Raw genomic sequence first — 24,413 nt, 5'->3', positions numbered from 1 at the left:
TCACACCTCCCCCACCCGGGCGACGACGCGAATCTCCCGTCCGGACGCCAGGGCCTTGAATCCGTCGTTGATGGTGGCCAGGTCGCACCGGGCGGTCACGAGGTCGTCGAGCCGGAGCAGGCCCATACGGTTGAAGTGCACGTACAGCGGGACATCGACCTTGAAGTGGTTGGAGCCCATGAACGAGCCCTGGATGCGCTTCTCCTCCAGGAAGAGCTCCGCCCCTCGGACCGGAATCGGCTGCGAGTCCGGGATCATGCCCATCACGGTGGCGGTCCCGCCCGGCCGGAGCATGGCGAACGCCTGTCCGGCCGTGGTGGCCGAGCCGACCGCCTCGAACGCATGGTGCACGCCGGTGCCGGTGATCGCCCGCACCGCCGCGACCGGGTCGGCCTCCCTTGCGTTGACGACGTGCGTCGCACCGAATCGGACGGCCCGCTCCAGCTTGCCCGGCACGACGTCGATTCCGATGATCTGCGCTGCGCCGGCCAGTTGTGCGGCTTGAAGGGCGGCGAATCCGACCCCGCCCAGTCCGACGACGGCGACGCTGTGCCCGGGTTGCACCGGGGCGCCGTGCAGGACCGCGCCCATGCCTGTCGTGACGGCGCAGCCCAGCACGCTCGCCGTCTCCGGACGGACGTCGTCCGGGATGGTGACGAGGCTGTTCTTGTGGACGAGGATCATCTCCGCGAAGGCGCCGATGCCGGCGGTCGGCCGCACCGGCCGGCCGTCGCTCTTGGTCAGCCGCGGACGGGATCGCTCCTGCTGCAGTCGTGAGCGGTGCAGGCACAGGGTCTGCCTGCCGGTCACGCAGTACTCGCAGGTGCCGCAGTACACGGACAGACACGTCACGACCGTGTCCCCCGACGCGAACTCGGACACGCTTGTACCGGCGGCCACGACCCGGCCGACCGCCTCGTGGCCGAGGACGATCGGCGGCTGGGTCTCGAAGGTGCCGTCGATCTCGTGGAGGTCGGAGTGGCACAGACCGGCGTATGCCACCTTCACCAGGACCTCGTCCGGTCCCGGGTCGTCGATCACGAGCTCCTCCAGCTCGAGGGAGCCCGGCGCCGTGTTCAGGACGGCGGCTGCTATCCGGGCGCTCATGCCAGCTCGAAGTATCGGCTGCGCTCCCACGGGGTGATCCCGCAGTCGGGATCGCCCCCGCCGGTGTGGAACGACAGCCACTCCGACAGGCGCGTGCCGATCCAGTAGCCGACGAACTCACCTCCGAGCACCTCGGGCAGGATCTTGTCCGCCTCCAGTGCCGAGGCCGCCTGGCTGATGCTCGCTGGAATCGGCTCCCCGTCGGGGCGGAACCAGGCCATGCCGGTCAGGGGGATGGGTGGCTCGAGTTCGTTGCGGATTCCGAAGAGGCCTGCGCCGAGGACAGCCGCAGTGACCAGGTACATGTTCGCGTCCGAACCGGGCACGCGGTACTCGATGCGGGACTGCTTCGGGTGGTCCACGACGGCGCGCACCGCCGTCGTCTTGTTGCCGACTCCCCAACTGATGGTCGTAGGCGGACCCTCGGCGGGGATGAGCCGGCGATAGGAGGTGATGAAGGGAAGGGCGATCGACGTCGTACCCGCCATCGCCGGCATCACGCCGCCGATGAACCGGCTCATCGCCGCAGACGGACCGTCGGGGCTGTAGAAGGCGTTCCCGTCCGGCGTTGCCAGCGAGAGGTTCAGATGCGACGCCTGGCCCCAGGCGTCCGACCACTTCGCCATGAATGTCACGGTCCGGCCGAGCTCGTGGCCCACCTCGCGCATCACCTGGCGGGCCCGGGCCCACCGGTCGGCGACCTCGACGGCACCGCCCATCGCGACGTTCACTTCGATCTGGCCTGCGGCGGCCTCGTCGTTCCAGGCCTCCCAGTCGACGCCGACGCCCCGCAGCCGTTCCTCCACCCGCTCCAGGTACGCGCGCCAGTCGGCGTCCTTGGCGAGCACATAGGCACCTCCGCCGGTGCCGCCGAGCGGAGTGAGATTCTCGTAGCCCCTGGCGCGGGCTTCGCGCACCGACTCCTCGAAAACGGTCGCTTCGATCTCGATGGCGGTGTTCACCGTGAAACCGAGCTGCCGGGCGTCGGCATCGACGCGGCGCAGCAGGTTGCGCGGACAGACGGAGACCGGGGTGCCGTCCTTGGTCCAGAAGTCGCCGATGACGGCCGCCTTACCCGGCTTCCACACGACCAGCGTGCTGAGGTCGGGGCGAAGGAAGATGTCCGCGAGTTCGCCGCGCCAGGAAGGGAAGGGGATGCCGAGGATCGGGGTGTTGCCCAGGTCGTTGCCGAACACGACATCCGCAAAGGCGAATCCCTGCTCGACGCCGCCCAGGAACTTCCCCCGCGACAGGGTCTTTCCGATGAACGTGCCGTCGAGGTTGGTGGCCTGGATCTCGACGGAGGTGATGCCGTGCTCATCCAGCCAGCGGTCAAGCTCATTGATGGTCATCTCAGCCACTGAATCTCGCCTTCCAGTGCGCGCCACACATTGCCGACAGGTGCGCCACACTGCCGACGACGGTGACGCCGGTCGCGAGCGCGAACAGAAAGGAATCACCGCGGCCGCTGAAGGCCGCCGCCAGCGCGTCTGCGGGGCCGTGCACCTCGTACGCCGGTGCGCCCTCCCCGAAGAGGACCTCCTGCTCCTCGGTCTGGCAGACCACGCGGAGCCCCTCGGGGAATCCGATCGAACCCTGGTTCGCCGCCCAGAAGGACGATGCGGCATCACGCCAGTCGGGCAGCGGCGGGTTCAGCAGCGTCTCGACCGCCGAGGCGAGCGCATCGGGCGTCTCGGCGAGCGCGTAATCGGAATAGGGCACGAGGGGAATCGCTTCGGCGCCCTCGTCCACGCCGTGGTGGATGTCCACGCCGCCCTCGGCGAAGAGCAGGGTCGCGGTCTGGGCGTCCAGCTGCGATCGCAGCGCCACGGTGCCGGTCAGCCCCGTGAGGAGATCACGGAGTTCGGGAACCGCCGCGCTCTCGCGCATGGCCCTCGCCAGCGAGAGCACGAGCGGAGTCGGGTCCGGCTCGACCTCGATTCTCACAGCGCCATTCATGGGCACTCACCTCAATCATTCGCGGCCGTACACGGGGTGCCGGCGCCGTTCTCAGAAACTCGATCAAATGACTTGCTCATTTGACTGAGTCGTTTGACTTGAACGTAGTCCCGGTGAAGGGCGGGTGTCAATCACATGGCGGCAAAGAACTCGGCCATGGTCAGGCGCTATGCGAAGCGCAGGACGCCGTCTTCGACAGGTGCGCTCAGGAGGGCCCTCATCTGCTCGTGGACCTGGGGATTGATCCACGGCTCGCGGTCGCCCTGGGCCGGCATGTCGTCCATGTGGCGCACGAGGTAGCCCGAGGAGACGTCCTTGATCCAGGGCCCCCGCGACATGTCCTGGTCCTCTTCGCGCAGAACAGGCGTCACGACCGTCGCGCCCAGTTCGTCCATCCTGGTGAGCAGCGAACTCCAGAAGCGGTTGACCAGTTCGAGGCGGAGCGTCCAGGAGGAGTTGAGGTAGCCGAAGGCCATCAGCAGGTTCGGGACCCCACTGAAGGCAACCCCCTTGTAGGTGACGGTCTTCGAGAAGTCGATCGGCTCACCGCCCACGCTGAACCGGACCTTCCCCAGCGTGACGAGCTGCAGGCCGGTCGCGGTCACGATCACGTCGGCCGGAACCTCCTCGCCGGACGTCATACGGAGGCCGTTCTCGGTGAACGTCTCGATGTGCCCCGTCACCACTTCGGCCTTGCCGTCCCGGATGGCGTGGAAGAGATCCCCGTTGGGCACCAGACACAGGCGCTGGTCCCAGGGTTCGTAAGCCGGAGTGAAGTGCCTCTCCCGGCAGTCGCGGCCGACGATCTTCTCGATCTCGTCGAAGAGCGGCTTCTTGAACGCCTGGGGATCGGTGCGGGCGAAGTGGTACCTCGCCTGCTGGTCGCGGACGTTGCGCAGCCGGATCCGTGTGAACGCCTCCTGCTCCCCCACCTCGGCGCGCAGCCGGTTGGCCTCATCGTCGACATCGGAGTCGATGGCCACGTAGGAAGGCGACCGCTGCACCATCGTGACCTTCGACGCGTTCCGGGCGAGAGCCGGGACCAGGGTGATCGCGGTGGCACCGGATCCGATGACCACGACCCGCTTCCCGGTGCAGTCGAGGTCGGCCGGCCACTGCTGGGGATGGACGATCGATCCGCGGAACGCCGTCCGGCCGCGGAACTCCGGCTTGTGGCCGCTGTCGTGGTCGTAGTAGCCCGCGGCCATGTAGAGGTAGGAGCAGGCGATGCGCTCGCGGCCGGCGGGGCCCGCGACCTCCAGGATCCAGGAGCGGTCGTCCTGCGACCAGTCGGCGCCGAGAACCCGGCGCCCGAGGCGGATGCGCCGCCCCAGGTCGTACTCGTCGACGGTCTCCTTCAGGTAGTCGAGGATGGCCTCGCCCGAGGCGATCGACTTCTCGGCGGTCCACGGCTTGAAGCCGTACCCCAGCGTGAACATGTCGCTGTCGGACCGGATCCCGGGGTACCGGAACAGGTCCCACGTTCCCCCGACGTCGTCGCGCGCCTCGAGCATGACGAACGACCGCCCGGGGTGCGTCGCCGTCAGTTCGACCGCCGCCGCGATGCCCGAGAGGCCGGCGCCGACGATCACCACGTCGACGCGCTCAATGGTTTGGTCCATAAAGGTCACTTCCCGCCTTGTCCGCACGATGCGTTCGGCACGTCGGACCGGCCCGGCACCACGTGCACGGCGTTCCCGGTCGCCCCTCGACAGGGCATTGCGACGGCCTCGCGGAGTTGAGTAGAGTCATCTGACTAGATCGGACGTCTAGATCATTCGTCCCACTTGATGGTAGCCAGGCCCTCCGGCCCGGCGTCAACCCCCGGCGAAGTCGATCGCGTCCTCCGCGGCCAGGCATCACCACTGCCGCGCACCCGCACGCCGACACGGCGACCGCCCGATCCAAGGAGCAATGAATTGCTGAGCACGATGCAGGACGGGCCACTGTCGCTCGCCAATCTGCTGCGCTACGCGACCTCCGTGCACGCCGACGCCACCGTCACCACCTGGACGGGCCGGGCGGCACGCCGACGCACGTTCGGTGAACTGGGCACGCGGGCCGCCCGGCTGGCGAACGCCCTGCGCGGCCTGGGCGTCGGGCCTTCCGATCGCGTGGCGACGTTCATGTGGAACAACACCGAGCACATGGAGGTCTACGCCACGGTCCCCGCCATGGGCGCGGTTCTCCACGCCCTGAACATCCGCCTCTTCCCCGAGCAGATCGTGTTCACGGCCAACCACGCAGAGGACCGCGTGGTGTTCGTGGACGGGTCGCTCGCCCCCGCTTTCGAAGAGGTACTCCCCCGGCTCCACACCGTGCGTCATGTGATCGTCGTGAACGGTGACGCGGCCGGCTTCCGCGCGCCTCGGGGGGTCGAGGTCCTCGACTACGAGCCCCTCCTGGAGGCGCAGCCCGCCGTGTACGACTTCCCCGTGCTGGACGAACGCTCGGCCGCGGCGATGTGCTACACCTCGGGCACCACGGGCGATCCCAAGGGCGTGGTGTACTCCCACCGTTCGCTCTTCCTGCACGCGATGCACGTGACCACTCCGGCCGCGATGGGGCTGGCGACGAGCGACACGTGTCTGGCGATCGTGCCGATGTTCCACGTCAACGCCTGGAGCCTGCCGTTCGCGTCGATGCTCTCCGGCGCGTCACTCCTCATGCCCGACCGCTTCCTGCAGCCCGAGCCGCTGCTGGCCATGATGGCGGCGGAGCGACCGACCTCCGCCGCTGCCGTACCGGCCATCTGGACGGGACTCGCCGCGAGGCTCGCGACCCACCCGCAGGACATCAGCCACCTTCGCGAAGTGGTCGTGGGAGGCTCGGCCATGCCGCCCACGCTGATGAAGACCTTCGAGGAGCGTCACGGGGTCAAGGTCGTCCACGGTTGGGGGATGACGGAGACCTCGTCCGTGGGCACGGTGGCCCACCCGCCGGCCCGTGCGACCGGTGAAGCCCGGTGGCGCTACAGGATGAGCCAAGGACGGTTCGCGCCGCTGGTCGAGTTCAGGCTCAAGGGCGACGACGGCACCCCGGTGCCCCACGACGGTGAGTCGCTGGGCGAGTTGGAGGTCAGAGGGCCCTGGATCACGGGCTCTTACTACAGCCCGGACGACGGGCCGGACGAAGCCGGCGCCTTCGACGACGGATGGCTGCGGACCGGCGACGTCGGCCGGATCAGCGCCGACGGATTCCTCACTCTCGTCGACCGGGCGAAGGACGTCATCAAGTCCGGCGGCGAGTGGATCTCCTCCATCGACATGGAGAACGACATCATGGCGCATCCCGCCGTCGCCGAGGCGGCCGTCTTCGGCGTCCCCGACGAGCGCTGGGACGAACGGCCCTGCGTGGCCGTCGTCCTGAGGAAGGGCGCGGGTGAACCGGCCGACGCCGTGGTACTGAGGGAACACCTGGCCGAGAGCTGGGCCAAGTGGCAACTCCCGGAACGCTGGGCCTTCGTCGCCGAGATCCCCAAGACCAGCGTGGGGAAGTTCGACAAGAAGGTCCTCCGTCGCGAGTACGCCGATCGCCGACTCGCCTTCATCCGCCTGGACTAGAAGTCGGCCGCGTCGGTGGGCCCTCGGGAGCCACGGCCCGCCGGCGCTTCCCGGAGCGGACCAGGGCCAGGGCGAGAGCCCGGCTCGACGAGCCACTCCCACCCGCGCCGATGGTCACGCGATCGCGGAATCGCCCACCCCGCCGGCGTTTCGCGCGCTCTGGTTCAGGAAGGCCTTCAGCATCGCGCAGGCGGTCGCCGTATCGCGCAGCGTGCGCTCCGTGTCGCCATCCGTGAACATCTGCAGCGAGAGCCCGTCGACCAGAGACATCGCGACCCTCAGTACAGAGTTGAGCTCCTCGTCCGAGAGCGGTACGTCGACCTGACGCAGGACGGCCTCCGACGACTTGAGAAAGGCGTCGTAGAAGCCGACGGAGAGCTCGGGGTCGTAGCGCTCGGCCCACAGCGTGACCTCGATCATGGCCCGTATCCGGACGGGGTTCTGCACACTCCACTGCATGGTGCGCGTCAAGCACTGCTCGATGACGAGTCCCAGACTCGCATCCTCACCCTCTGGCAGATCGACCTCGACGGGCAACTCCTCGGAGAGCTGCGCGAAGACGGCGAGCAGGAGGTTCTCCTTGTTCTGGAAGCAGTAATGGAGGGAGGCGAGAGGCGCCTTCGCCTCATCAGCGATCTTCCGGGTCGTGGCTCCGTCGGCGCCCTCGCGAGCGATCACCCGCACAGCCGCCTCGATCAGCTGCTCCCGCCGCGCCTCCGCCGACACGTATGCCATCCCACACTCCCAGAGGAACTGACTCAGTCATTTGAACCACTTCAACGTATCATGGTCCAGACATCTCCTCAGGGCGAAGAAGACGGCCGGCGCCGCGCGCCTGCGGCCGACCGCCTTGTTCCGGTGGAGGGCCCGTCACGAGTGCCGGGCCCTCGGTGCGTCGCTCAGGCCTGGGCGACGCTCCTGCGGTCCGAGGTCGGCTCCGTACCCGTCGCCGCGTTGTGGTCGTGCAGAGCGCGGTAGGAGAGGAAGTACACGAAGGCCTGGGTTCCCCAGGTGGTGAGAGCGAAGATGTAGAAGGTGGTGCCGTACGCGTCGTCGCCGGGAATCGGGAAGAAGTCGTAGGTGACGGCGATCGCGGTTGCCGCGGCAGTGGTCAGCGCAGCACCGATGGCCAGGCCCCTGGCACGGATCTTCCACAGGCGCCACGAGAGGTAGGCGAGGAACACGGTGGAGATCGCGTTGACGACGACGTAGAACGTCGCCGGCACGACGTGGAACCCATGGCCGTGGAACTGCCGCAGATACAGGCCGGCGACGATGCCCAGCGCGAACACGCCGATGTCGACCGCCGGCGTGGGCTTGTACCGGTGCGTCACGCGCATCAGGCCCATGATGAGAATCAGGGAGACGCCCACCGATCGCGAGAAAGCGTCGAAGAAGTACGCGATGGCGTACATCGGGCTGGCCTCGTCACCTCCGAGGGCGGACCAGACGAGGAAGTTCGAGCCGGATGTGGCGACGATGAACCACTCCAGACCGAGCAGGTGGTTTCCGTACCGTCGGATGAGTTTCCATCCGTAGAAGAAGCCGGCGAAGATCATCCAGATGTCTGCCAGCATGAGCAGCAGTTCTTTCATGGCTTGCGGTTCCTTTGGTCAGGCCCTCTCCGAGCGAGGAGGCTGGTTCAGGACGCGGCGGCTTCGGCCCGCCGGCCGGACCGGGCACGTGAGGTCAGCACGGTCACCACGACGAGCAGGGCGAGGACGCCGGAGATCCCGTAGCCGATGCCGTAGAGCCCCTTTGCGGCGACCTCGAGTCCGGTTCCGGGCACCGGGACCACGGAGGCACTGAGGTCGCCGCTGACCAGCGCCGTGCCGAGAGCGAAACCCACGGCCATGAAGGTGCCGGCGGCACCGGCGGCCATGCCGGCCTTCTCCTCGGGAACCGCCATCTGCACCAGGGTGAAGCTTGCGGTGTAGCCGATCCTGCATCCGAGACCCATCACGGCGGCGCCCACGAGGTAGTGCCACGGACGGTCGTGCGCCACGGCGAGCCAGACCAGTCCCGCTGCGCTGATGAGCGCTCCGAGGACGAAGACGGGCACACCGCGCCCGTTGAACAATGCGCGGTCGAGCACCGAACCGCGGAGCAGGAACGCAGCCGCGAAGGGCGCCATGAGCCAGGCGGTGTCCAGCGCACTGAGCCCGAGGCCGTAGGCATCCGCGGGCCGAAGAGCCCCGGGAGTGATCTGGGCGTACGTGCTGAGCAGGAGCAGGAAGGCCGAGTTCACCGCCGCGAACAACGCGATGCACAGGCACGAAGCGGTGACCAGGGGCGCCTTCATCAGTGCCACGTCGAACACCGCCGAGGACGACCTGCGCTCCACGCGCACCCAGGCGATGCCGCCGATGACGCCGGCCGCCAGCGGAATGAGCGCGCCGCTGCCCCACACGAGGCCCTGGGTCAGAGTGAGCAGGATGGCCGCCACCCAAGCGATCATCCACACCGTTCCGAGCACTCCGATACGGCGGGCGCGCTCGGCAGGCGGGGCGTGCGGGATCGTGGCGTAGGACGCAGCGGTCGTGGCCGCGCACGCAGCGGTGAGGATGACGAAGAAGCTTCGCAGCGACAGGTTCTCGACGATGAAGCCGCCACCGATCATGCCGGCGACGATGCCGACGCCGGTGGCGATGACCAGGACCGCGACTCCGACCGAGATGCCGCTCTCGCCGAGATTGCGGCGCAGGAAACCGAGCGGCAGCAGCTGTGCCGCGCCACCGAAGCCCATCAGGGTACAGCCGACCAGAAGGGTCGGATACGAGTCACCGACGGCCGGAATGAGCGCGCCGACCGTGAGGAACGCGGAGGCCGCCACGGAGGCGTTCCGGTCTCCGTACACGTCGGCGAGACGCGGCAACAGGATGAAGCCGGCTCCGCCGCCCAGGGTCAGCACCGAGTAGACCCACGTCGTGTCGGCCACTGTGGCGAGGTGGTACTGCGCCTGGATGATCGGCAGGAGGGGCGGCAGGACGAAGACGACCGCGTTGGTCAGGACGACCAGCAGCGCGGCTACGCCGATGAGCACCCCCTTGTTCGGCGCAGGGCGAGAAGGCACCTCACGGGCGAGTGCGTCAGACCGATGGATTTCTGTCATGGGTTTCTCCGGTTCCTGATCAGATGTGGCCCGGGAGCCCGGCGCCGACGGCGATGGCGATGGCGATGGCGATGGCGATGGCGATGCCGCCTTCATGGCCGAGCAGGTCATGGGCGGAAGGGGGTTTCCCCGGGGCACAGGAAAGCGAGGTCGTCGCCCGTCGAGAGCCCTTCGGTGATCACGTCACGGCCCCTCGTGATCACCTCGATCGCGGCGCCCACGAGGGCGTCGGCAGGGAGGCAGGGCAAGTTTGTTCTTGCCATGACAGGACCGCTCCGCCCGCTGGGGCGGTGCACGGGAGCGGCGCCGCCCCGTACGCTAAGACCAAGTTGGTCATCCGTTCAAGACGTATGACTAAGAAAATCCATGGCTCGGCCACGGCGGTGCGTGGAGTACCAGCCGGTCACAGTCCGAAGGCCAGGGGCGTGAGGTCGTGGGGATCCAGCGACAGTTCGGTCCAGATCGTCTTGCCGGTCGGCGTGTAGCGGGTTCCCCAGCGTTGCGTCATCTGTGCGACGAGGAAGAGGCCGCGGCCCCCCTCGTCCTCCATCGCGGCTCGCCGCAGATGCGGGGAGGTGTGACCGCCGTCGGAGACTTCGACGATGAGTCCGCTTTCCCGGATCAGCCTCAGGCGGACCGGCGGGCGGCCGTAGCGGATCGCGTTGGTGACCAGTTCGCTGACGGCGAGTTCCACCGTGAAGGAAGCGCCCTCGTCGACTTCCCACCGTTCGAGCCGTTCCCGGACCAGCGACCGCGCGCGGGCCACCTCGCCGGGGTCGGCGGGTATGTCCCACGTGGACACCTGATCCTCGGCGAGGGCGTGCATCCGGACCAGGAGCAAGGCGGCGTCGTCGTCCGGCGGCCGTGGCAGCAGCGTGGCGGTGACGGAGTCACAGAGGTGTTCCAGGCGGTCGTGCCCAGGGCGGGAAACCGTCTCGCACAGGGCGCGAATCCCCACGCCGATGTCCCGGTCCCGGCCTTCCACCAGCCCGTCGGTGTACAGCGCGAGCACCGCGCCTTCCGGAACCTCGACTTCCGCACTCTCGAAGGGAAGGCCGCCCAGACCCAGCGGAGGCCCGGCGGGAAGGTCGAGGAGTTCGGCCCGTCCGCCGGGCGCGACCAGAACGGGAGGGGGGTGACCCGCGCGCGCCATGACGCAGCGCCGCGAGACCGGATCGTAGATCGCGTACAGGCAGGTGACACCGAACGCCTGGTCCTCCGCCTCGTCCGCGGTCCGGATGGCACCGGACTGGACCACCAGGTCGTCCAGGCGAGCGAGAAGTTCTTCGGGCGCAAGATCAAGGGCTGCCAGAGCGGCTACGGTGGTACGCAGACGCCCCATCGTGGCAGCCGCATTCATTCCACGGCCCGCCACGTCCCCGACCACGAACCCGACACGTGCCCCGGACAGCGGGATGACGTCGTACCAGTCCCCACCGACACCCACCGGCCCCACTGCCGGCAGGTAGCGGTGGGCGAACTCCACCCCGGCCGGCCGGGGCAGCGCGCGGGGCAGCAGGTCTTGCTGCAACATCAGCGCGGTCGCGTGCTCCCGGGCGTACCGGCGGGCGTTGTCCACACACACCGCGGTACGGGACGCCAGTTCCTCGGCCAGCGCGACCTCCTCGGCATCGAAGGGATCACGCGGCGCGGATCGCACGAAGGCCACCACCCCCATCGCCACGTCCCGGGACTCCAACGGCACCACCAGAGCACCGGACGTCGGGTCGAAGACGGGCGCGGAGTCCGCGAGACATCTCGGACCTGCCGCGTCCAGAGCCGCAGCCGCGATGTCACCGACCGCCTCGGCACGAGCGTTCCGCGCCACCTCGCACAGCTCGGAACCGGCCTTGCCGCCGTTCACCGGCACCGGAGGTTCCTGCCCGCTCAGCACCGAGGCGAACAGGTCGACCACGACCGCGTCCGCGAACTGGGGAACCACCAGGTCACCCAGCTCACCCGCCGTGCGCCGCATGTCCAGAGTCGCACCGATACTGCTCCCGGCCCTGCTCAGCAAGGTCAGGCGCTGCCGCGCCACGTAACGCTCACTGATGTCCACGCCGGTCTCGCAGACCCCGACGGGCACGCCGTCCTCGTCGTTGAGCACGAAGTACGAGGCGGTCCAGACGCGTTCACGCAGTGGCTCGAGTGGGCTGACAATCCGGTAGCGCATGTCGATCACTGGTTCGCCGGTCCGCGCGACGCCGCGGATGATGTCCTCGACGTCCCGCACCTCACGGCCTTCGTCATACAGGAGCATCCCCACCGAGAGGAGGCTCGACTGGAACTTCCCGGCGCATTCCTCCACGCGGACGCCGAACTGAGCCTCGACCGCATGGTTGAACCAGCGAATCCGGCCGTCCGTCTCATAGATGGTCAGCAGGACGGGTGACTGGCGGTAGAGCCCGGCCAGCACGGCCCGATCGACGGCCTGCTCGTCCGATTCTCTCGCGGGCATCGCCTGGACGAGCCAGGTGACGCCGGATGTGCCGTGGGGCAAGCGGCGGCAGCTCACGGCCACGTCGACGCGATGCCCGTCACGGTGACGCACTGGTCGGATGTCCGGCGTCCGCCCACGACGCCCCCTGCCGGCGAAAACACCGGTGCCGGTGTCCGCGTCAGCCAGGATCGCGTCGGCGGGGCGGCCCAACACCTCGTCCGGGCGATACCCGAACAACGCCTCGGCCTCTCGGCTCCACCCCACGAGCCGCAGCTCGTCGTCCAGCACCATGATCGCGTCATCGGCCGCGGACGCACCCGCAGAAGGACCACCTCGCGAAAATCCCGCGTTCTGGGGGCTGCTGCGCTCAGTCATGGCCGTTCCGACTGTCCCGAAGTACGGAGCCGTGGCCTGTCCAATGTATCGCCGGATCCCGCACCTAGCCCATTTCCACATGTTGATCGTATGATCTAGTCGATTGACCTTGTCCAATCGGCTGGATCTTGTCAAGATCCCTGCGTGCGGAGCACCCCTGTGACCAATCCCCCCATCCCTCCCATCGAGCGACCCACACCGGCTCCCGGCCCTGACGGCAGGCCGGCCCGGCCGGTCCCCGCCGCCGGGGCGGAACCTCCGCCCGCGTGGCGCGAACTCCTGGATCGCGAGTCACTCCTGGCAGCCGACTTTCTGGCCGAGGTGCTCCCGCAGCCTCTGCACACCCTCGGCCTGGAGGGAGTGCGGCGGTTCGCGGCCCCGCAACCTCCGCCCCGATGGACCCAGGTCGCGTCCGTGACGGAAGAGGACGCGGCCTGGACCGACCCGTTCGGGGTGGTCCGCTCCGCGCCGGCTCGGATCTATCGGCCGCATGCGCCGGGCACGGATACGGCCGGCCTGCCCTGCCTGCTCTATCTCCACGGCGGGGGCTTCACGGTCGGCAGCCTGGACGGCGTCGACGAAGTCTGCCGTCTCTTCAGCCGCCACGCCGAGTGCGTCGTGGTCTCGGTCGACTACCGGCTGGCCCCCGAGCATCCGTTCCCCGCCGCCGTCGACGACACCAGGACCGCCCATGCCTGGCTCGTCGAGAACGCGGACCGCCTCGGCATCGACAGCCGCCGCATCGCGGTCGGCGGCGACTCGGCCGGCGGCGGCCTGGCGGCGTCGCTCTGCCTCGACCTGCGCAGCCGCGGGCTGCCCCAGCCCGCGCTCCAGGTCCTCGTCTACCCGGCGGTGGACGACTCCTTCGCACGCCCGTCCTGGACCGAGTTCGCGAACGCCCCCTTGATGGGAGCCGCCGACGCGCAATGGTTCTGGCGTCAGTACGTGGGTGCGGGCGGCGTTGCCCTCAGCTCACTCGCGGTGCCCTTCAGGGCCGCGACCCTCGCCGGTCTCGCCCCCGCCCACGTCATCACCGCAGAAGTGGACTGCCTGCGCGACGACGCCGAGGCGTATGCGCGACGGCTCCAGGCAGCGGGCGTCCCGGTGCGGCACCGCCGGTATCCAGGCGTGTACCACGGGTTCTTCACCGAGATCGGCGCCTTCACGAAGGCCACCGAAGCCGTCACGGATGCGTGTACCAGCCTGCGCAGCGTCTTCACCGACGGAGTTCTCCCGGCGTGACCCGGCCATCCGGCCCACGTCCGAAACACAGCCACCGCGATCGCGGCGATCCCGGGCCGGACAGGTTCGAGGATGCGCGGCAGCCGTGCCGGAGGACGGTTGCAGCACGATTCGCTGCCCGGTCAGCCGGACCACAGAGCTGAGCACGGCCGGCAGGGCTCCCCGGTGCACGCCCGGGTGGCACGCGAACTGTGCCGCCTCGGCAATCGACCCCCGCCTCGGGCAGTGATCATGATCAGCCGCCGGGCGAATCGGACTCCGAACCGGCCCACACGCAGTGAAGGCCCGGTGGACACCGGGCCTTCACATCTGAGTAGCGGGGACAGGATTTGAACCTGCGACCTCTGGGTTATGAGCCCAGCGAGCTACCGAGCTGCTCCACCCCGCGTCGGTACGGTGAACTGTACGGCACAGACCGGGATCGGCCCAATCGACTTTCGGTGGCCGTCAGCTCCAGGACCTGCCGAGCCGGGGGCCGCATGCCGACTTCGCTGATGAGCCGCAGCTCCAGTGGGGCCTGCGGCCCAGATGGCGGCCTACCGGTCTTCGCGCCGCGGACCGTGCCAGTCCAGGATGAGGACAGTGGCGTCGTCCCTGAGATTTCCCCGGCATGCATCGAATACCGCGGTGGTCAGGCGGCGCACGGCTTCCCTGGGATGTGAGGTTCGGGTGTCCCACACGAGGGATGCCAGGTCGACGGCTCCGGCGCCGCGTTCCTGCATGCCGTCGGTGAGCAGGATCAGACGGTCGCCGGGGCGAAGCTGGAGTTCTTGGACACGGTAGGGGTCGGGGGCCGCCACGCCGAAGGGGAGGTTGACTGCGAGAGGGACCTCTTCGACCTCGGTGGCGCCTTTGCGTAGGCGCAGGGGCCGGGGATGCCCCGCGTTGACCAGTTCGCAGGTGCCCGTTGCGAGGCCGATGCACAGCAATTGGCCAGTGGCCAGGCCGCGGCTGTGGGTCAACAGGGCGTCGTGGGCGCGTTGCGCCTGCTGGAGCGCGTCACAGCCACCACGGCGGGCGCCGCGCATGGCGCCTACGAGGAGTGTGGCGAGCAGCGCGGAGTTGGTGTCGTGTCCCATGGCGTCGGTGATGGACAGGTGCAGTGTGTCTCGATCGAGTGTGTAGTCGTAGGTGTCCCCGCCGATGTCGTCGGCCGGCACCAGCCCTGCCGCGAGGGTGAACTGGGGGGCCTCGCAGCAGGAGGCCGAGGGAAGCAACTGGTGCTGGATCTCGGCGGCCAGGCTGGTCCGGGTGGTGCGCCGGCCCGCGTGGTACAGATCGGTGAAACGGCGGTCCGTGACGATGATGTAGGCCAGTGCGTGCGCCGCGTCTTCGATCTGCGCAAGCACGGTGTCGTCGGCGTTCTGCAGCGTCGCCTCCAACAGACCGATGCAGTCGCCGCGGTTGGTCACCGGCGAGATCACGCGCCGCCCGCCCTGGCCGTCCGGTTCCACGCGCTGGCGCTGGCTGCGCAGGACCGCGTCGTAGACACTGCCCTCCAGGTCGATCCGCTCGGCGGCAGCCTCCACGTCGTCCTCGGCCCGTGTGGTCAGGCGCAGCAACCGCCGGCCCACGAGGTCGGCGAACAGGAACGACACACGCTCCGCCCCGAAGCGCTTGCGCAGGTCATGCGCGAGTACCTCGACGGACTCCCCGGGCGGTGCCGCCTCAGCGGCGGCCAGAAGCTGCCCCAGTTCCAGATCCCCGCCACCCATGGCAACCTCCTGTCGGTTGCTGCTCCTTCTTCCCCCGGTTCGCCCCTCGTCACCCCGTACCTCCATCACGCCCGCACGCGCGTGTCTCTTCCGGCGGGGTCGGGTTGACGCGTCGACTTCGGGCGTTCTGATCAGGCTGATGTGTTCGGCTGAGGCTTGCCGCTCTCGGCGCGCAGTTGCTCGTTGATGCGCTGCGCCTCTTCGAGTTGATCTTCGAGGATGACGATGCGGCAGGCGGCCTCTATGGCGGTGCCCTGGTCGACGAGTTCGCGGGCACGGGCGGCGATGCGCAGCTGATATCGGGAGTAGCGGCGATGGCCGCCATCGGAGCGCAGGGGGGTGATCAGGCGGTGTTCACCGAGGGTACGGAGGAAGGCAGGGGTGGTGCCGAGCATCTCGGCGGCCCGGCCCATGGTGTAGGCGGGGTAGTCGTCATCATCGAGAGGGCCGACGGGACGGGAACCGGCAGGCGGCATAGACCTCTTCTTTCGGGGACGCGTCGGGGGGCCCGGGTGCCAGTACGGCACCCGGGCCCCGAGCTTTCAACACCATCTACCGGCGCGCTGCGCCGGCCTTCTTTTTCCGCAGGTACCGCCTGGGAGGGCGGGGTTGCGGGGATCGCGAATGCGTGACCGGGGACCACCTTCCAATCCGGGGCCTTGCGATACCCGGGCGGACTGCTTCCTCGCCCGGGCGATCCTGATGGCGCTCTGCTCCTTACCTTTCGATTACGCGGATTCCGCAGATGCTGCTCACAGCCCCACAGGGCCGTGTCCTTCTGGCCTACCTGCGCAGCAGTCCGTGCCTGCTGCGCCCACTTGGACTTCTGGGAACGCAGACCACGCTACCCCTGCGACGGAGGAATGTCTACTGTCGCCATGACAGTTTTTCTCCATGGAGTGTGCGCAAGCTTCTGCCTCAGGCATCCCAGGAAGACTGTGAGCTCGTATGGCGGTCCCCCTTGCCGCCCAGCCAGATACTCCTGATGCCCGCCACATCTGTGGGCGGGCATCGGGTGGGTACGGACAGCCGGCTGGTCAGCCGGTGGTGAGCAGGCCCTCACGCAGGCGGGCGAGGCAGCGGGAGAGCAGCCGGGAGACATGCATCTGGGAGACGCCCAGACGCTCGCCGATCTGGGCCTGGGTGAGTTCCTCCACGAACCGCATGTGGATGATCTGCCGGTCCCGCTCGTCCAGGTCGGCGATCAGCGGGGCCAGGGAGTGGAAGTCCTCCACCAACTCCAGCGCGGTGTCTTCCACGCCGATGAAGTCCTGCAGGGCGCTCTCGCCGTCCTCGCTGCCGCCTATGGCGGCGTCCAGGGAGGAAGAGTTGTAGCCGTTCGCGGCCAGACGGGCCTCCATCACCTCGTCCTCAGGCAGGCTCATCAGCTCCGACAGCTCCTTGACCGTCGGCGTACGACCCAACCGGCTCCGCAGCTCCTCCGTGGCACGGGCGAGCTGGACGCGGGCCTCCTGGAGCCGCCGGGGTACGTGCACGGCCCAGGTGGTGTCACGGAAGAACCGCTTGATCTCACCGACGACGTAGGGGATGGCGAAGGAGGTGAACTCCACCTCGCGGGAGAGTTCGAACCGGTCGATCGCCTTGATCAGGCCGATCATGCCGACCTGGACGATGTCCTCCATCTCCTCCGGCCCCCGGCTGCGGAACCGGCCGGCCGCGTAGCGGACCAGGGACATGTTCATCTCGATCAGCGTGTTCCGCGCGTAGCTGTACTCGGGCGTGCCCTCCTCCAGCACCGCCAGCTGCTCGAAGAACAACCGGGAGAGTTCGCGCGCATCCTTGGGCGCCACCCGGGAAGGGTCGGCGACTTCGGGCAGCTCGGTGGTCTGCGTGTCCAGCATGCTCATGAGCGCCATGAAGGTCCCCTCCCGAATTCGAACTCGTGCCGCGGTCCGCTGCGAAGCGTCCGACGATGCCTCGGCTACCCCTCCATTTTCCAACCATGCCTGCCACCACGCGCTCGAGAGGCAGGGCCGTGAGCTGGGACGCCTCCCGGCGGGGAGGTCACCCGCCCGGTCCGGCCGACGAGCCCGGCCGGCGTTCCGGGGCCGGCCCGGCGGCCCTCGTGCTGCGGATCGTTGAAGGGCTGCGACCGGAACCGGGCCAACGCCGCGGCGGCACAGACCAGAGAGCCGGCCACGGCTGCGAGGGGCGTCGGGGCTGCACGGTTTGCGCCTCCGGTCGGGTGGCGTCCGATGCGGCCTGCCAGTAGTGGTGACGGCACCCGCCAGGGCCTTCGGGTACGAGTGCACCGGCGTGTCAGAGTGGGGACCAACGGTCCTGCGGGCCTTTCGTCGCCGCGCAGGCGAAGCGCACGTCGTGAAGGTGACCGGTGCGAGCGCTTTCGCCGTCCCCGCCGGGTCGAGCGACAGGGGCTCACCGGAGTCGGCCGCGTCCGTGCCGTCGGCCGTCGAGGGGTCGTAGGTGTGCGCCGGTCGAGCAGGCGGGCGGCCAGGACAGGCCGGTCACGGCGAGGCGGCCGGCTCCGGCGTGCGGGTGAGCGTCGGTCGAGCCTGGCGGTCGCTCACCCGCTGGCCCAGGAGCTGACGCCGCACGGATCGTCCGTCAGGGCCAGACGGGCGGTGATGCGCTTGCCGACCGGCTCTCGCACGGCTTCGAAGCCCTGGCAGACGGCCATGACGATCTCCAGGCCGTGCTGCCCCACCCGGCCCACATCGGCGGCCCGAGCCACCGGCAGCACCGGATCGGAGTCCCACACCTGGACCTCCACCAGTGCACCGACGATCCGCAGATCCAGCAGGACTGGGCCGACGGCGTACTTCTGCGCATTGGTGACCAGCTCGCTCACCACCAGCTGCGTCACCTCCACGGCCCGCTGGGAGACCGCAACACCGTGCTCGGCGCGCATCCGGGTCAGGAAGCCGGCAGCCGTGTGGCGCGCCTCGGCGATACAGGGGCCCTCCCCGTCCAGAGCCACCGCCACACTCAGGAAAGCGTGATCTGATCGGGGCGTCATGCTGCCCTCGCCCACCAATGCCCGTGCCATCCGCACCGCCTCTACTACGTCATGCCTCCATGCGCAGGTACCCGTGATCGGGCCGGACAAGCCCGGTCTCGACGGCGGGCCCCACGTCGTCGTCGACATGCGGCACGACATGCGGCACGCGACGTTCATGGACTCGAGCGGGATCAACGTCCCGCTCGCCGCAGGCTGCCCCAGCGGGACGTGCCATGGAAGCACGGAGTGCGGGGGCAAAGACGCCACCGCTTGGACTGCTCGAAGAGGCCGCTGGAAGCGCCATCGGGAATGACCGCATGGCCGCCGAAGGACAGGCTGAGAAGAGCACGGGCTGCATGTCGTCAGTTCCCGCTCGGCTCTCCGTGGCTGCGCACGACTTCCTTCACCTTGGCCACCGCGAACCCCCAGCCCTGCTCGACCGTCGGCTTGGCCGGAACGGCGATCTCGTCGGGGTTGGTGAGGACGTCGAGCAGGACCGGGCCCGGACTGCGGAAGGCGCGTCGCACGGCGGACTCCACATCGGCCGGGTCGGTCACGCGGATGCCGGCGATACCCATGGCCTCGGCCACGGCGGCGAAGTCGGGGTTGTCGAGCACGGTGCCGAACTCGGGGAGGCCGGCCTGCTCCTGTTCGAGTTTCACCATGCCCAGGCGACGGTTGTCGAAGACGACGAGCTTGACGGGAAGGCGGTACGTCTTCAGGGTCATGAGGTCGCCGAGGAGCATGCTCAGCCCGCCGTCACCGCAGAAGGCGACGACCTGCCGCTCGCGGTCCAGGCACTGGGCGCCCAGCGCCTGGGGCATGGCGTTGGCCATGGAGCCCAGGTTGTAGGAGCCGATGAGCCGGCGGCCACCACGCATCTCGACGAAGCGCGAGAGCCACACCGTGGCCATGCCCGTGTCGGAGGTGAAGACGGCGTCCTCGGCCGCCACCCGGTCGACGGCCGCGGCCAGCGCCTCCGGGCGGATGTCGTGCCCGCGGTTGTCCAGCGCGGAGCGGACTCGGCCGATGAGTCCCTTGTCGTGCGCCGGGTCGGCGAGCCGTGCCTGACCGGCGCGCCACTGGTCGAAGCGTTCCCGCGCCTTCTCCACGTGCGAGCGGTCGCGCCCGCCGCCAGGCCCGGCCGCGAGGTGGCCCAGGAGGTCGCGCACGGTGGCGCCGGTGTCCCCCACCAGCCCGACCTCGACCGGTACCCGGCGTCCGATGTGGGTGGCCTCGGTGTCGACCTGGATGACGGTCCGGCCCTCGGGATACCAGTCGCGGTAGGGGAAGTCGGTGCCGAGCAGGAGGATCGTGTCCGCGTCCTGCAGGGCCGATGCGGCGGCGGGGTTGCCGATCAGTCCCGTCTGACCGACCTGGAACGGGTTGGTGTCACCCTCGAAACCGGCCTTGGCCTTCAGCGTGAGCACCATCGGTGCGGCCAGGCGGTCGGCGAGGGTGAGCACGTCCTCACGGGCGGCGCGCGCACCCTCCCCGACGAGCAGCGTGACCCGCTCGGAGCGGTCGAGGATTTCCGCGGCCCGACGGACCGCCGACTCCTCCGGCCGGCTCACCGGAGGATTCAGGGAGAACCGGGGCGGCCGGTCGGCGGTCAGTTCCCGCTCCCCCAGGTCGCCCGGCACGGTGAGGACGGCGACGCCCTTGCGGCCCAGAGCGTGGCGGACGGCCGTCTCCAGCAACTGCGGCAGTTGGTCGGGCGAGGTGACCGTGGCGCGGAAGACGGCCACGTCGCTGAAGAGGGCGTCGTTGTCGACCTCCTGGAAGTAGTCGCTGCCGAGTTCGGCGAGGGGTACCTGGCCGGCGATGGCCAGGACCGGGGCGTGGCTCTTGGCCGCGTCGTACAGTCCGTTGAGGAGGTGGACGGATCCCGGCCCGACGGTGCCCATGCACACGCCGAGGGTGCCGGTGAGCTGTGACTGGGCGCTCGCGGCGAAGGCCGCCGCCTCCTCGTGCCGGCAGCCCACCCATTCGAGGCTCTCGGTGGTGCGGATGGCGTCGGTCAGGGGATTGAGCGCGTCTCCCACGACGCCGAACACCTGGCGCACGCCGAGTTCGCTCAGCGCGTCCACGATGACGCGGGCAACAGTACGGGCCACGTGAGTCCTCCGGTTCAGACGGTGAAGTGGTCGGGGTCGGCTGCGTTCCAGTCGGCGGCCCAGGAGGCCGGTGGCTCGGCGAGCAACTGCCCTGGCGCGAGCCACTCGTACAGCTCCTCGTAGGAGCGTTCGGTGACCGGATCGACGCGCCTGCGGAGCATGTGCGGACGCAGTTGGGCGGGATCGGTGACGCCCATGGAGGCCATGATCTGCAGGGCGCTGGCCACGGTCGCCTCCTGGAAGCGCTGCACGCGCGCCGTCTTGTCGGGGACGTGGAGGGCGCGGGCTCGGCGGGGGTCCTGGGTCGTGACACCGGTGGGGCAGGTGTTCGTGTGGCACCGCTGCGCCTGGATGCAGCCGACGGCGAACATCATCGCCCGCGCGGCGTTGCCGTAATCGGCGCCCTGCACCATGCGTTTGACCAGGTCGGTCCCGGTGGCGATCTTGCCGCTCGCGCCCACCTTGATCCGGTCGCGCAGGCCCGTGCCGACGAGGGCGTTGTGCACGGTGAGCAGCCCCTCGGTGAGCGGGGTGCCCACGTGGTCCGCGAACTCCAGCGGCGCCGCGCCGGTCCCGCCCTCGGCGCCGTCGACCACGATGAAGTCGGGTGCCGTGCCTTCCTCCAGCATGGCCTTGCACACGGCCAGGAACTGCCGGCGCGAGCCCACGCACAGCTTGAACCCGGCCGGCTTGCCACCGGACAACTCCCGCATGCGGGCGACGAAGCGCACGAGTTCGCGCGGGGTGGAGAACACCCGGTGGTACGGCGGTGAGACGACCGTCCGCCCTGCGGGCACATCGCGGACCCGGGCTATCTCGGCGTTCACCTTGGCTCCCGGCAGGACACCTCCGATGCCGGGCTTGGCGCCCTGCGACAGCTTGAGGGACACGCACTTGACGTGATCGTGTGCCGCCTTGTCGGCGAACTCTGCGGGGTCGAAGTCGCCGTCGCGCGTGCGGCAGCCGAAGTACCCGGTGCCGATCTCCCACACGAGGTCACCGCCCGGGCGGAGGTGGTACTCGGACAGCCCGCCCTCACCGGTGTCCTGCGCGAACCGCCCTCCCGCCGCGCCCCCGTTGAGCGCGAGGACCGCGTTGGCGGACAAGGAGCCGAAGCTCATCGCCGAGACGTTCAGCAGCGCCATGTCGTACGGACGGCCGCAGTGCGGACCGCCGATCCGCACGCGCGGCGGGTCCTTCGGCACCGGGCACGGCGCCATCGACGGCACCAGGAACTCGTGTCCCGGCTGATACACGTCCCGTTCGGTGCCGTACGGCTCCTCCGCGTCGGTGCCCTTGGCCCGCTCGTAGACGATGCTGCGCACGTCCCGGTCGAAGGGGCGGCCGTCGTAGTTGCGCTCGATGAAATACTGCTGGAGCTCCGGGCGTATGCGCTCCATGAGGAAGCGGGCATGGCCGAGGACCGGATAGTTGCGCAACACCGAATGCCGGCGTTGCAGCAGATCCCACGCGCCCAGCAGGGCCGGGAGCACCAACGGTACGGCGGCGAGCAGCCACCAGGGGGAGATCCAGGCCGCCGCCAGGGACGCCAGTACGCCTGCGACAAGAGTCAGGACGACGATTGCGATGCGTGTCACCCCTTGCTCATTGCCGGGCGATCGCTCTCCAGTCCCCTCAACTGCTGGGGAACGGCGTAGCGCGTGACGGGGACGACTCGAAGACGGTGGTGAGGTCGCCGAGGCTCTCCAGGGCCCGGGGCCGCACGGGGAGCGGCCCTGGACGGGCAACGTTTACGCACGGACGTTCGCGGCCACTTGGTCGGCGGACCCCTGGAAGACGGGACGGCCGCTTCGGTGCGTTCCGCACGGCCGGATGGCACTCCCACCAGCTCGGGCGGCGGGTACCGCGGATTGAGGGAAGGCGCCAAAGCCAGTGATCACTGTCGGTGTCGAAGAGGAATACCTGTTGATCGACGCGGCCACCGGCCGACTGGCCGCGCAAGGGGACAAGGTACGCACGGCGGCGGGCCTGGAGCCCTTCGTCGCCGCGGAGGAGATCCAGACGGAGCTGCTGCAAGCTCAGGTCGAAGTGGTCACTCCGATCTGCGGCACGCTCGACGAAGTCGGTGGCCATCTGCTGCGACTGCGGCACGCCGTCACGGCGGCGGCAGCAGCACTCGGCTGCCGCATCCTGGCCAGCGGAACGCCACCGCTGTGCGCGGAGTCCGTTCCGGTCACGGCCCGCCCCCGGTACCGGGCCATGCAGCGGCAGGCTCCGCAGCTGGTGGCCGAGCAACTGGTCAACGGCATGCACATCCACGCTGCCGTACCCGATCGGCGCACCGGCGTGGAGGTACTCGACCGCATCCGGCCCTGGCTGCCCGTGCTGACCGCCATGGCGGCGAACTCACCCCTGTGGGAAGGCGAGGACACCGGTTTCGCCACGTGGCGCACGCTGATCTTCGACCGCTGGCCGGTCAGCGGCATCCCCCCGTACTTCGCCGACGACACCGACTACGACCAGCGCCTGCGCCGCCTGCTGACCACCGGCATCATCGCCGACACAGGGCAGGTCTACTGGCAGGTCAGACTGTCCGAGCGCTATCCCACCATCGAGGTGCGCTGCTTCGATGTCCAGCTGCGCACCGATGAGGCCGTGATGTTCGCCGGCCTCGTGCGAGCCCTGGTGCAGCGCGCGATGTGGGACGCCGCCGCCGGCGAGCCGAGACCCGAGCCGGAGCAGGAGCTGCTGGAAGCGTCGATGTGGCAGGCCGCCCGCCACGGCCTGTCCGCGGACCTGATCGACCCCGCCGGGCAGCCGCATCGTGCCGGAGATGTGGTGTGCGGACTGATGCACCACGTCGGCCCGGCACTGGAGCACGCGGGAGACGCGCGAGAGGTCCGGGCACTGGTGCACCGGCTGCTCCAGGAAGGTACCGGAGCGGATCGGCAGCGGCAGGCGCTGGCCCGGGGCGGTGTCACCGCCGTCACCGACATGATCACGAGCGTGAGCAGCATGCCCTGACCGACCGCGTGACCTCTTCCGCCACGGCGGGTGACGGTACGTCCTCGCAGCGGGGTTCCACCACTGTGGTCGGTGAGCCCCGGAGGACGACCATCTGCCCGGAGGACCACCATCTGGCAGCGGCGGCTCAGCCGGTTGTCGTGCGTAGCGCTTCCTCGGCCTGGCGGACGCGCCACTCCTCGACGGTTTCCTGCTGCTTCCGGGCCCGTTCGAGCAGTGTGTCCAGCTGGGCAGGGTCCAAGCCCTGGGCCGTCGCACTGAGCCGACGCAGGGTCTGCCATCCGGCCGTTTTACCCTCGACGCCCAGCCGCAGCCCTTCCAGATCCCACACCGTGCCCAGCGGGGAGCGCCGTACCAGGCAGCCGTTGAGCTTCAGCCGTCCCAGCTTCTCGCCCGTCCAGCCTGCGCACACTTTGTAACGGCGAACAGGAACGCCGAGGTCCCGCATGATGCCGATCAGCGCGGTCCGGTCCTGGGCGATCTCCGCGGCAACAGGTTCGAGCGCTCGGCCGAGCGCGGAACCACGGGCGGTACGCGCCAGACGGGCGGCGCGTTCCGCGCCGGCCGTGGCACCCGCGAGGTGGTCGTTGAGATAGATGCCGAGGAACTTCAGGTCGACACCGTCTCCGGTGGAGCGGCGCGGGAGCGCGCCGGGATGCGCAGGGGCGTTCATCTGCGGCCTCCCTTGGTTGCGGGGGTTCCGACGTGCGAGCGGCGGAAATCGAGGAGCCGGGCGTGCACAGCTTCGCCGTGGGGTGGTCCGGCGACACCCAGGTGAGTACCCGCGCGCCTGCGGACTTCACTCCGGGCCTCGGGTA

18 protein-coding genes and 1 tRNA gene are annotated in these 24,413 nt (G+C 69.3%); 3 read left to right on the top strand and 16 right to left on the bottom strand.

The window, feature by feature from the left end:
• From AB0N17_RS01065 to AB0N17_RS01050, 4 genes are all read right to left on the bottom strand, one after another.
• Entirely contained in the window at positions 1-1,107 is a 1,107-nt protein-coding gene (locus AB0N17_RS01065) for a zinc-binding dehydrogenase (protein ID WP_366008926.1), read from the bottom strand.
• Entirely contained in the window at positions 1,104-2,459 is a 1,356-nt protein-coding gene (locus AB0N17_RS01060) for a glutamine synthetase (protein ID WP_366008925.1), read from the bottom strand. Before AB0N17_RS01060 ends, AB0N17_RS01065 begins: the two co-directional genes overlap by 4 nt.
• Position 2,460: 1 nt before the next feature.
• Positions 2,461-3,066 (bottom strand): hypothetical protein, encoded by a 606-nt coding sequence (locus AB0N17_RS01055; RefSeq protein WP_366008924.1) that lies wholly within the window; start codon positions 3,064-3,066, stop codon positions 2,461-2,463.
• 167 nt (positions 3,067-3,233) lie between these two features.
• Entirely contained in the window at positions 3,234-4,688 is a 1,455-nt protein-coding gene (locus tag AB0N17_RS01050; protein WP_366008923.1) for an NAD(P)/FAD-dependent oxidoreductase, read from the bottom strand.
• A 297-nt stretch (positions 4,689-4,985) separates the two neighbouring features.
• Here AB0N17_RS01050 and AB0N17_RS01045 point away from each other — a divergent pair, with 297 nt between their 5' ends.
• Positions 4,986-6,629 carry a long-chain fatty acid--CoA ligase gene (locus tag AB0N17_RS01045; protein WP_366008922.1) on the top strand — a complete coding sequence of 548 codons (1,644 nt, stop codon included), beginning with the start codon at positions 4,986-4,988 and terminating at the stop codon, positions 6,627-6,629.
• A 114-nt stretch (positions 6,630-6,743) separates the two neighbouring features.
• Here AB0N17_RS01045 and AB0N17_RS01040 read toward each other — a convergent pair whose 3' ends face one another.
• The 4 genes from AB0N17_RS01040 to AB0N17_RS01025 all read right to left on the bottom strand — a co-directional run bounded on the left by AB0N17_RS01040 (position 6,744) and on the right by AB0N17_RS01025 (position 12,673).
• Positions 6,744-7,355: a TetR family transcriptional regulator gene (locus tag AB0N17_RS01040; protein ID WP_366008921.1), complete on the bottom strand. Its 612-nt coding sequence runs from the start codon at positions 7,353-7,355 to the stop codon at positions 6,744-6,746.
• 173 nt (positions 7,356-7,528) lie between these two features.
• Complete coding sequence (locus AB0N17_RS01035) at positions 7,529-8,224, bottom strand: transporter (protein ID WP_366008920.1); 696 nt, start codon at positions 8,222-8,224, stop codon at positions 7,529-7,531.
• Positions 8,225-8,271: 47 nt separating this feature from the next.
• The gene (locus AB0N17_RS01030; RefSeq protein ID WP_366008919.1) at positions 8,272-9,702 is read right to left on the bottom strand and encodes an MFS transporter; all 1,431 of its coding nucleotides are present in this window, start codon (positions 9,700-9,702) and stop codon (positions 8,272-8,274) included.
• A gap of 442 nt (positions 9,703-10,144) precedes the next feature.
• On the bottom strand, positions 10,145-12,673 hold the full coding sequence (locus tag AB0N17_RS01025; RefSeq protein ID WP_366008918.1) for a SpoIIE family protein phosphatase: 2,529 nt from the start codon (positions 12,671-12,673) through the stop codon (positions 10,145-10,147).
• Positions 12,674-12,835: 162 nt separating this feature from the next.
• Here AB0N17_RS01025 and AB0N17_RS01020 point away from each other — a divergent pair, with 162 nt between their 5' ends.
• Positions 12,836-13,798, top strand: a complete 963-nt coding sequence (locus AB0N17_RS01020) for an alpha/beta hydrolase (protein ID WP_366009147.1) — start codon at positions 12,836-12,838, stop codon at positions 13,796-13,798.
• 314 nt (positions 13,799-14,112) lie between these two features.
• Here the strand turns inward: AB0N17_RS01020 and AB0N17_RS01015 are convergent.
• The 7 genes from AB0N17_RS01015 to AB0N17_RS00985 all read right to left on the bottom strand — a co-directional run bounded on the left by AB0N17_RS01015 (position 14,113) and on the right by AB0N17_RS00985 (position 22,208).
• A tRNA-Met gene (locus tag AB0N17_RS01015) sits at positions 14,113-14,186 on the bottom strand.
• Positions 14,187-14,334: 148 nt separating this feature from the next.
• Entirely contained in the window at positions 14,335-15,513 is a 1,179-nt protein-coding gene (locus AB0N17_RS01010) for a PP2C family protein-serine/threonine phosphatase (RefSeq protein WP_366008917.1), read from the bottom strand.
• Positions 15,514-15,644: 131 nt separating this feature from the next.
• On the bottom strand, positions 15,645-15,989 hold the full coding sequence (locus tag AB0N17_RS01005) for a MerR family transcriptional regulator (protein ID WP_366008916.1): 345 nt from the start codon (positions 15,987-15,989) through the stop codon (positions 15,645-15,647).
• Between the two features lie 561 nt (positions 15,990-16,550).
• Positions 16,551-17,390, bottom strand: a complete 840-nt coding sequence (locus tag AB0N17_RS01000) for an RNA polymerase sigma factor SigF (RefSeq protein WP_366008915.1) — start codon at positions 17,388-17,390, stop codon at positions 16,551-16,553.
• A 668-nt stretch (positions 17,391-18,058) separates the two neighbouring features.
• Positions 18,059-18,511 (bottom strand): ATP-binding protein, encoded by a 453-nt coding sequence (locus AB0N17_RS00995; protein WP_366009146.1) that lies wholly within the window; start codon positions 18,509-18,511, stop codon positions 18,059-18,061.
• A 344-nt stretch (positions 18,512-18,855) separates the two neighbouring features.
• A complete protein-coding gene (locus AB0N17_RS00990) occupies positions 18,856-20,610 on the bottom strand; it encodes a thiamine pyrophosphate-dependent enzyme (RefSeq protein WP_366008914.1) in 1,755 nt (584 codons plus the stop codon).
• A gap of 14 nt (positions 20,611-20,624) precedes the next feature.
• The gene (locus AB0N17_RS00985; protein ID WP_366008913.1) at positions 20,625-22,208 is read right to left on the bottom strand and encodes an FMN-binding glutamate synthase family protein; all 1,584 of its coding nucleotides are present in this window, start codon (positions 22,206-22,208) and stop codon (positions 20,625-20,627) included.
• 295 nt (positions 22,209-22,503) lie between these two features.
• On the opposite strand from AB0N17_RS00985, the gene AB0N17_RS00980 reads away from it, so the two are divergent.
• Positions 22,504-23,595, top strand: coding sequence for a glutamate--cysteine ligase (locus AB0N17_RS00980; RefSeq protein WP_366008912.1), 1,092 nt, complete (start codon positions 22,504-22,506; stop codon positions 23,593-23,595).
• Between the two features lie 127 nt (positions 23,596-23,722).
• Here AB0N17_RS00980 and AB0N17_RS00975 read toward each other — a convergent pair whose 3' ends face one another.
• Positions 23,723-24,268, bottom strand: a complete 546-nt coding sequence (locus AB0N17_RS00975; protein ID WP_366008911.1) for a hypothetical protein — start codon at positions 24,266-24,268, stop codon at positions 23,723-23,725.
• Positions 24,269-24,413: the final 145 nt, after the last annotated feature.

Source organism: Streptomyces sp. NPDC051133 (genome assembly GCF_040682635.1).
Taxonomy (GTDB): Bacteria; Actinomycetota; Actinomycetes; order Streptomycetales; family Streptomycetaceae; genus Streptomyces.
The sequence above is the reverse complement of the archived record's forward strand: the minus strand, read 5'-3'. Positions and strand labels throughout refer to the sequence as shown.

What these genes read in the sequence shown, in the direction of transcription:
- AB0N17_RS00995 (WP_366009146.1), bottom strand. Translation starts at nt 18,511, where the DNA reads ATGACGCCCCGATCAGATCACGCTTTCCTGAGTGTGGCGGTGGCTCTG.
- AB0N17_RS01005 (WP_366008916.1), bottom strand. Translation starts at nt 15,989, where the DNA reads ATGCCGCCTGCCGGTTCCCGTCCCGTCGGCCCTCTCGATGATGACGAC.
- AB0N17_RS00975 (WP_366008911.1), bottom strand. Translation starts at nt 24,268, where the DNA reads ATGAACGCCCCTGCGCATCCCGGCGCGCTCCCGCGCCGCTCCACCGGA.
- AB0N17_RS01035 (WP_366008920.1), bottom strand. Translation starts at nt 8,224, where the DNA reads ATGAAAGAACTGCTGCTCATGCTGGCAGACATCTGGATGATCTTCGCC.
- AB0N17_RS01000 (WP_366008915.1), bottom strand. Translation starts at nt 17,390, where the DNA reads ATGGCGCTCATGAGCATGCTGGACACGCAGACCACCGAGCTGCCCGAA.
- AB0N17_RS01060 (WP_366008925.1), bottom strand. Translation starts at nt 2,459, where the DNA reads ATGACCATCAATGAGCTTGACCGCTGGCTGGATGAGCACGGCATCACC.
- AB0N17_RS01065 (WP_366008926.1), bottom strand. Translation starts at nt 1,107, where the DNA reads ATGAGCGCCCGGATAGCAGCCGCCGTCCTGAACACGGCGCCGGGCTCC.
- AB0N17_RS01010 (WP_366008917.1), bottom strand. Translation starts at nt 15,513, where the DNA reads ATGGGTGGCGGGGATCTGGAACTGGGGCAGCTTCTGGCCGCCGCTGAG.
- AB0N17_RS01055 (WP_366008924.1), bottom strand. Translation starts at nt 3,066, where the DNA reads ATGAATGGCGCTGTGAGAATCGAGGTCGAGCCGGACCCGACTCCGCTC.
- AB0N17_RS01050 (WP_366008923.1), bottom strand. Translation starts at nt 4,688, where the DNA reads ATGGACCAAACCATTGAGCGCGTCGACGTGGTGATCGTCGGCGCCGGC.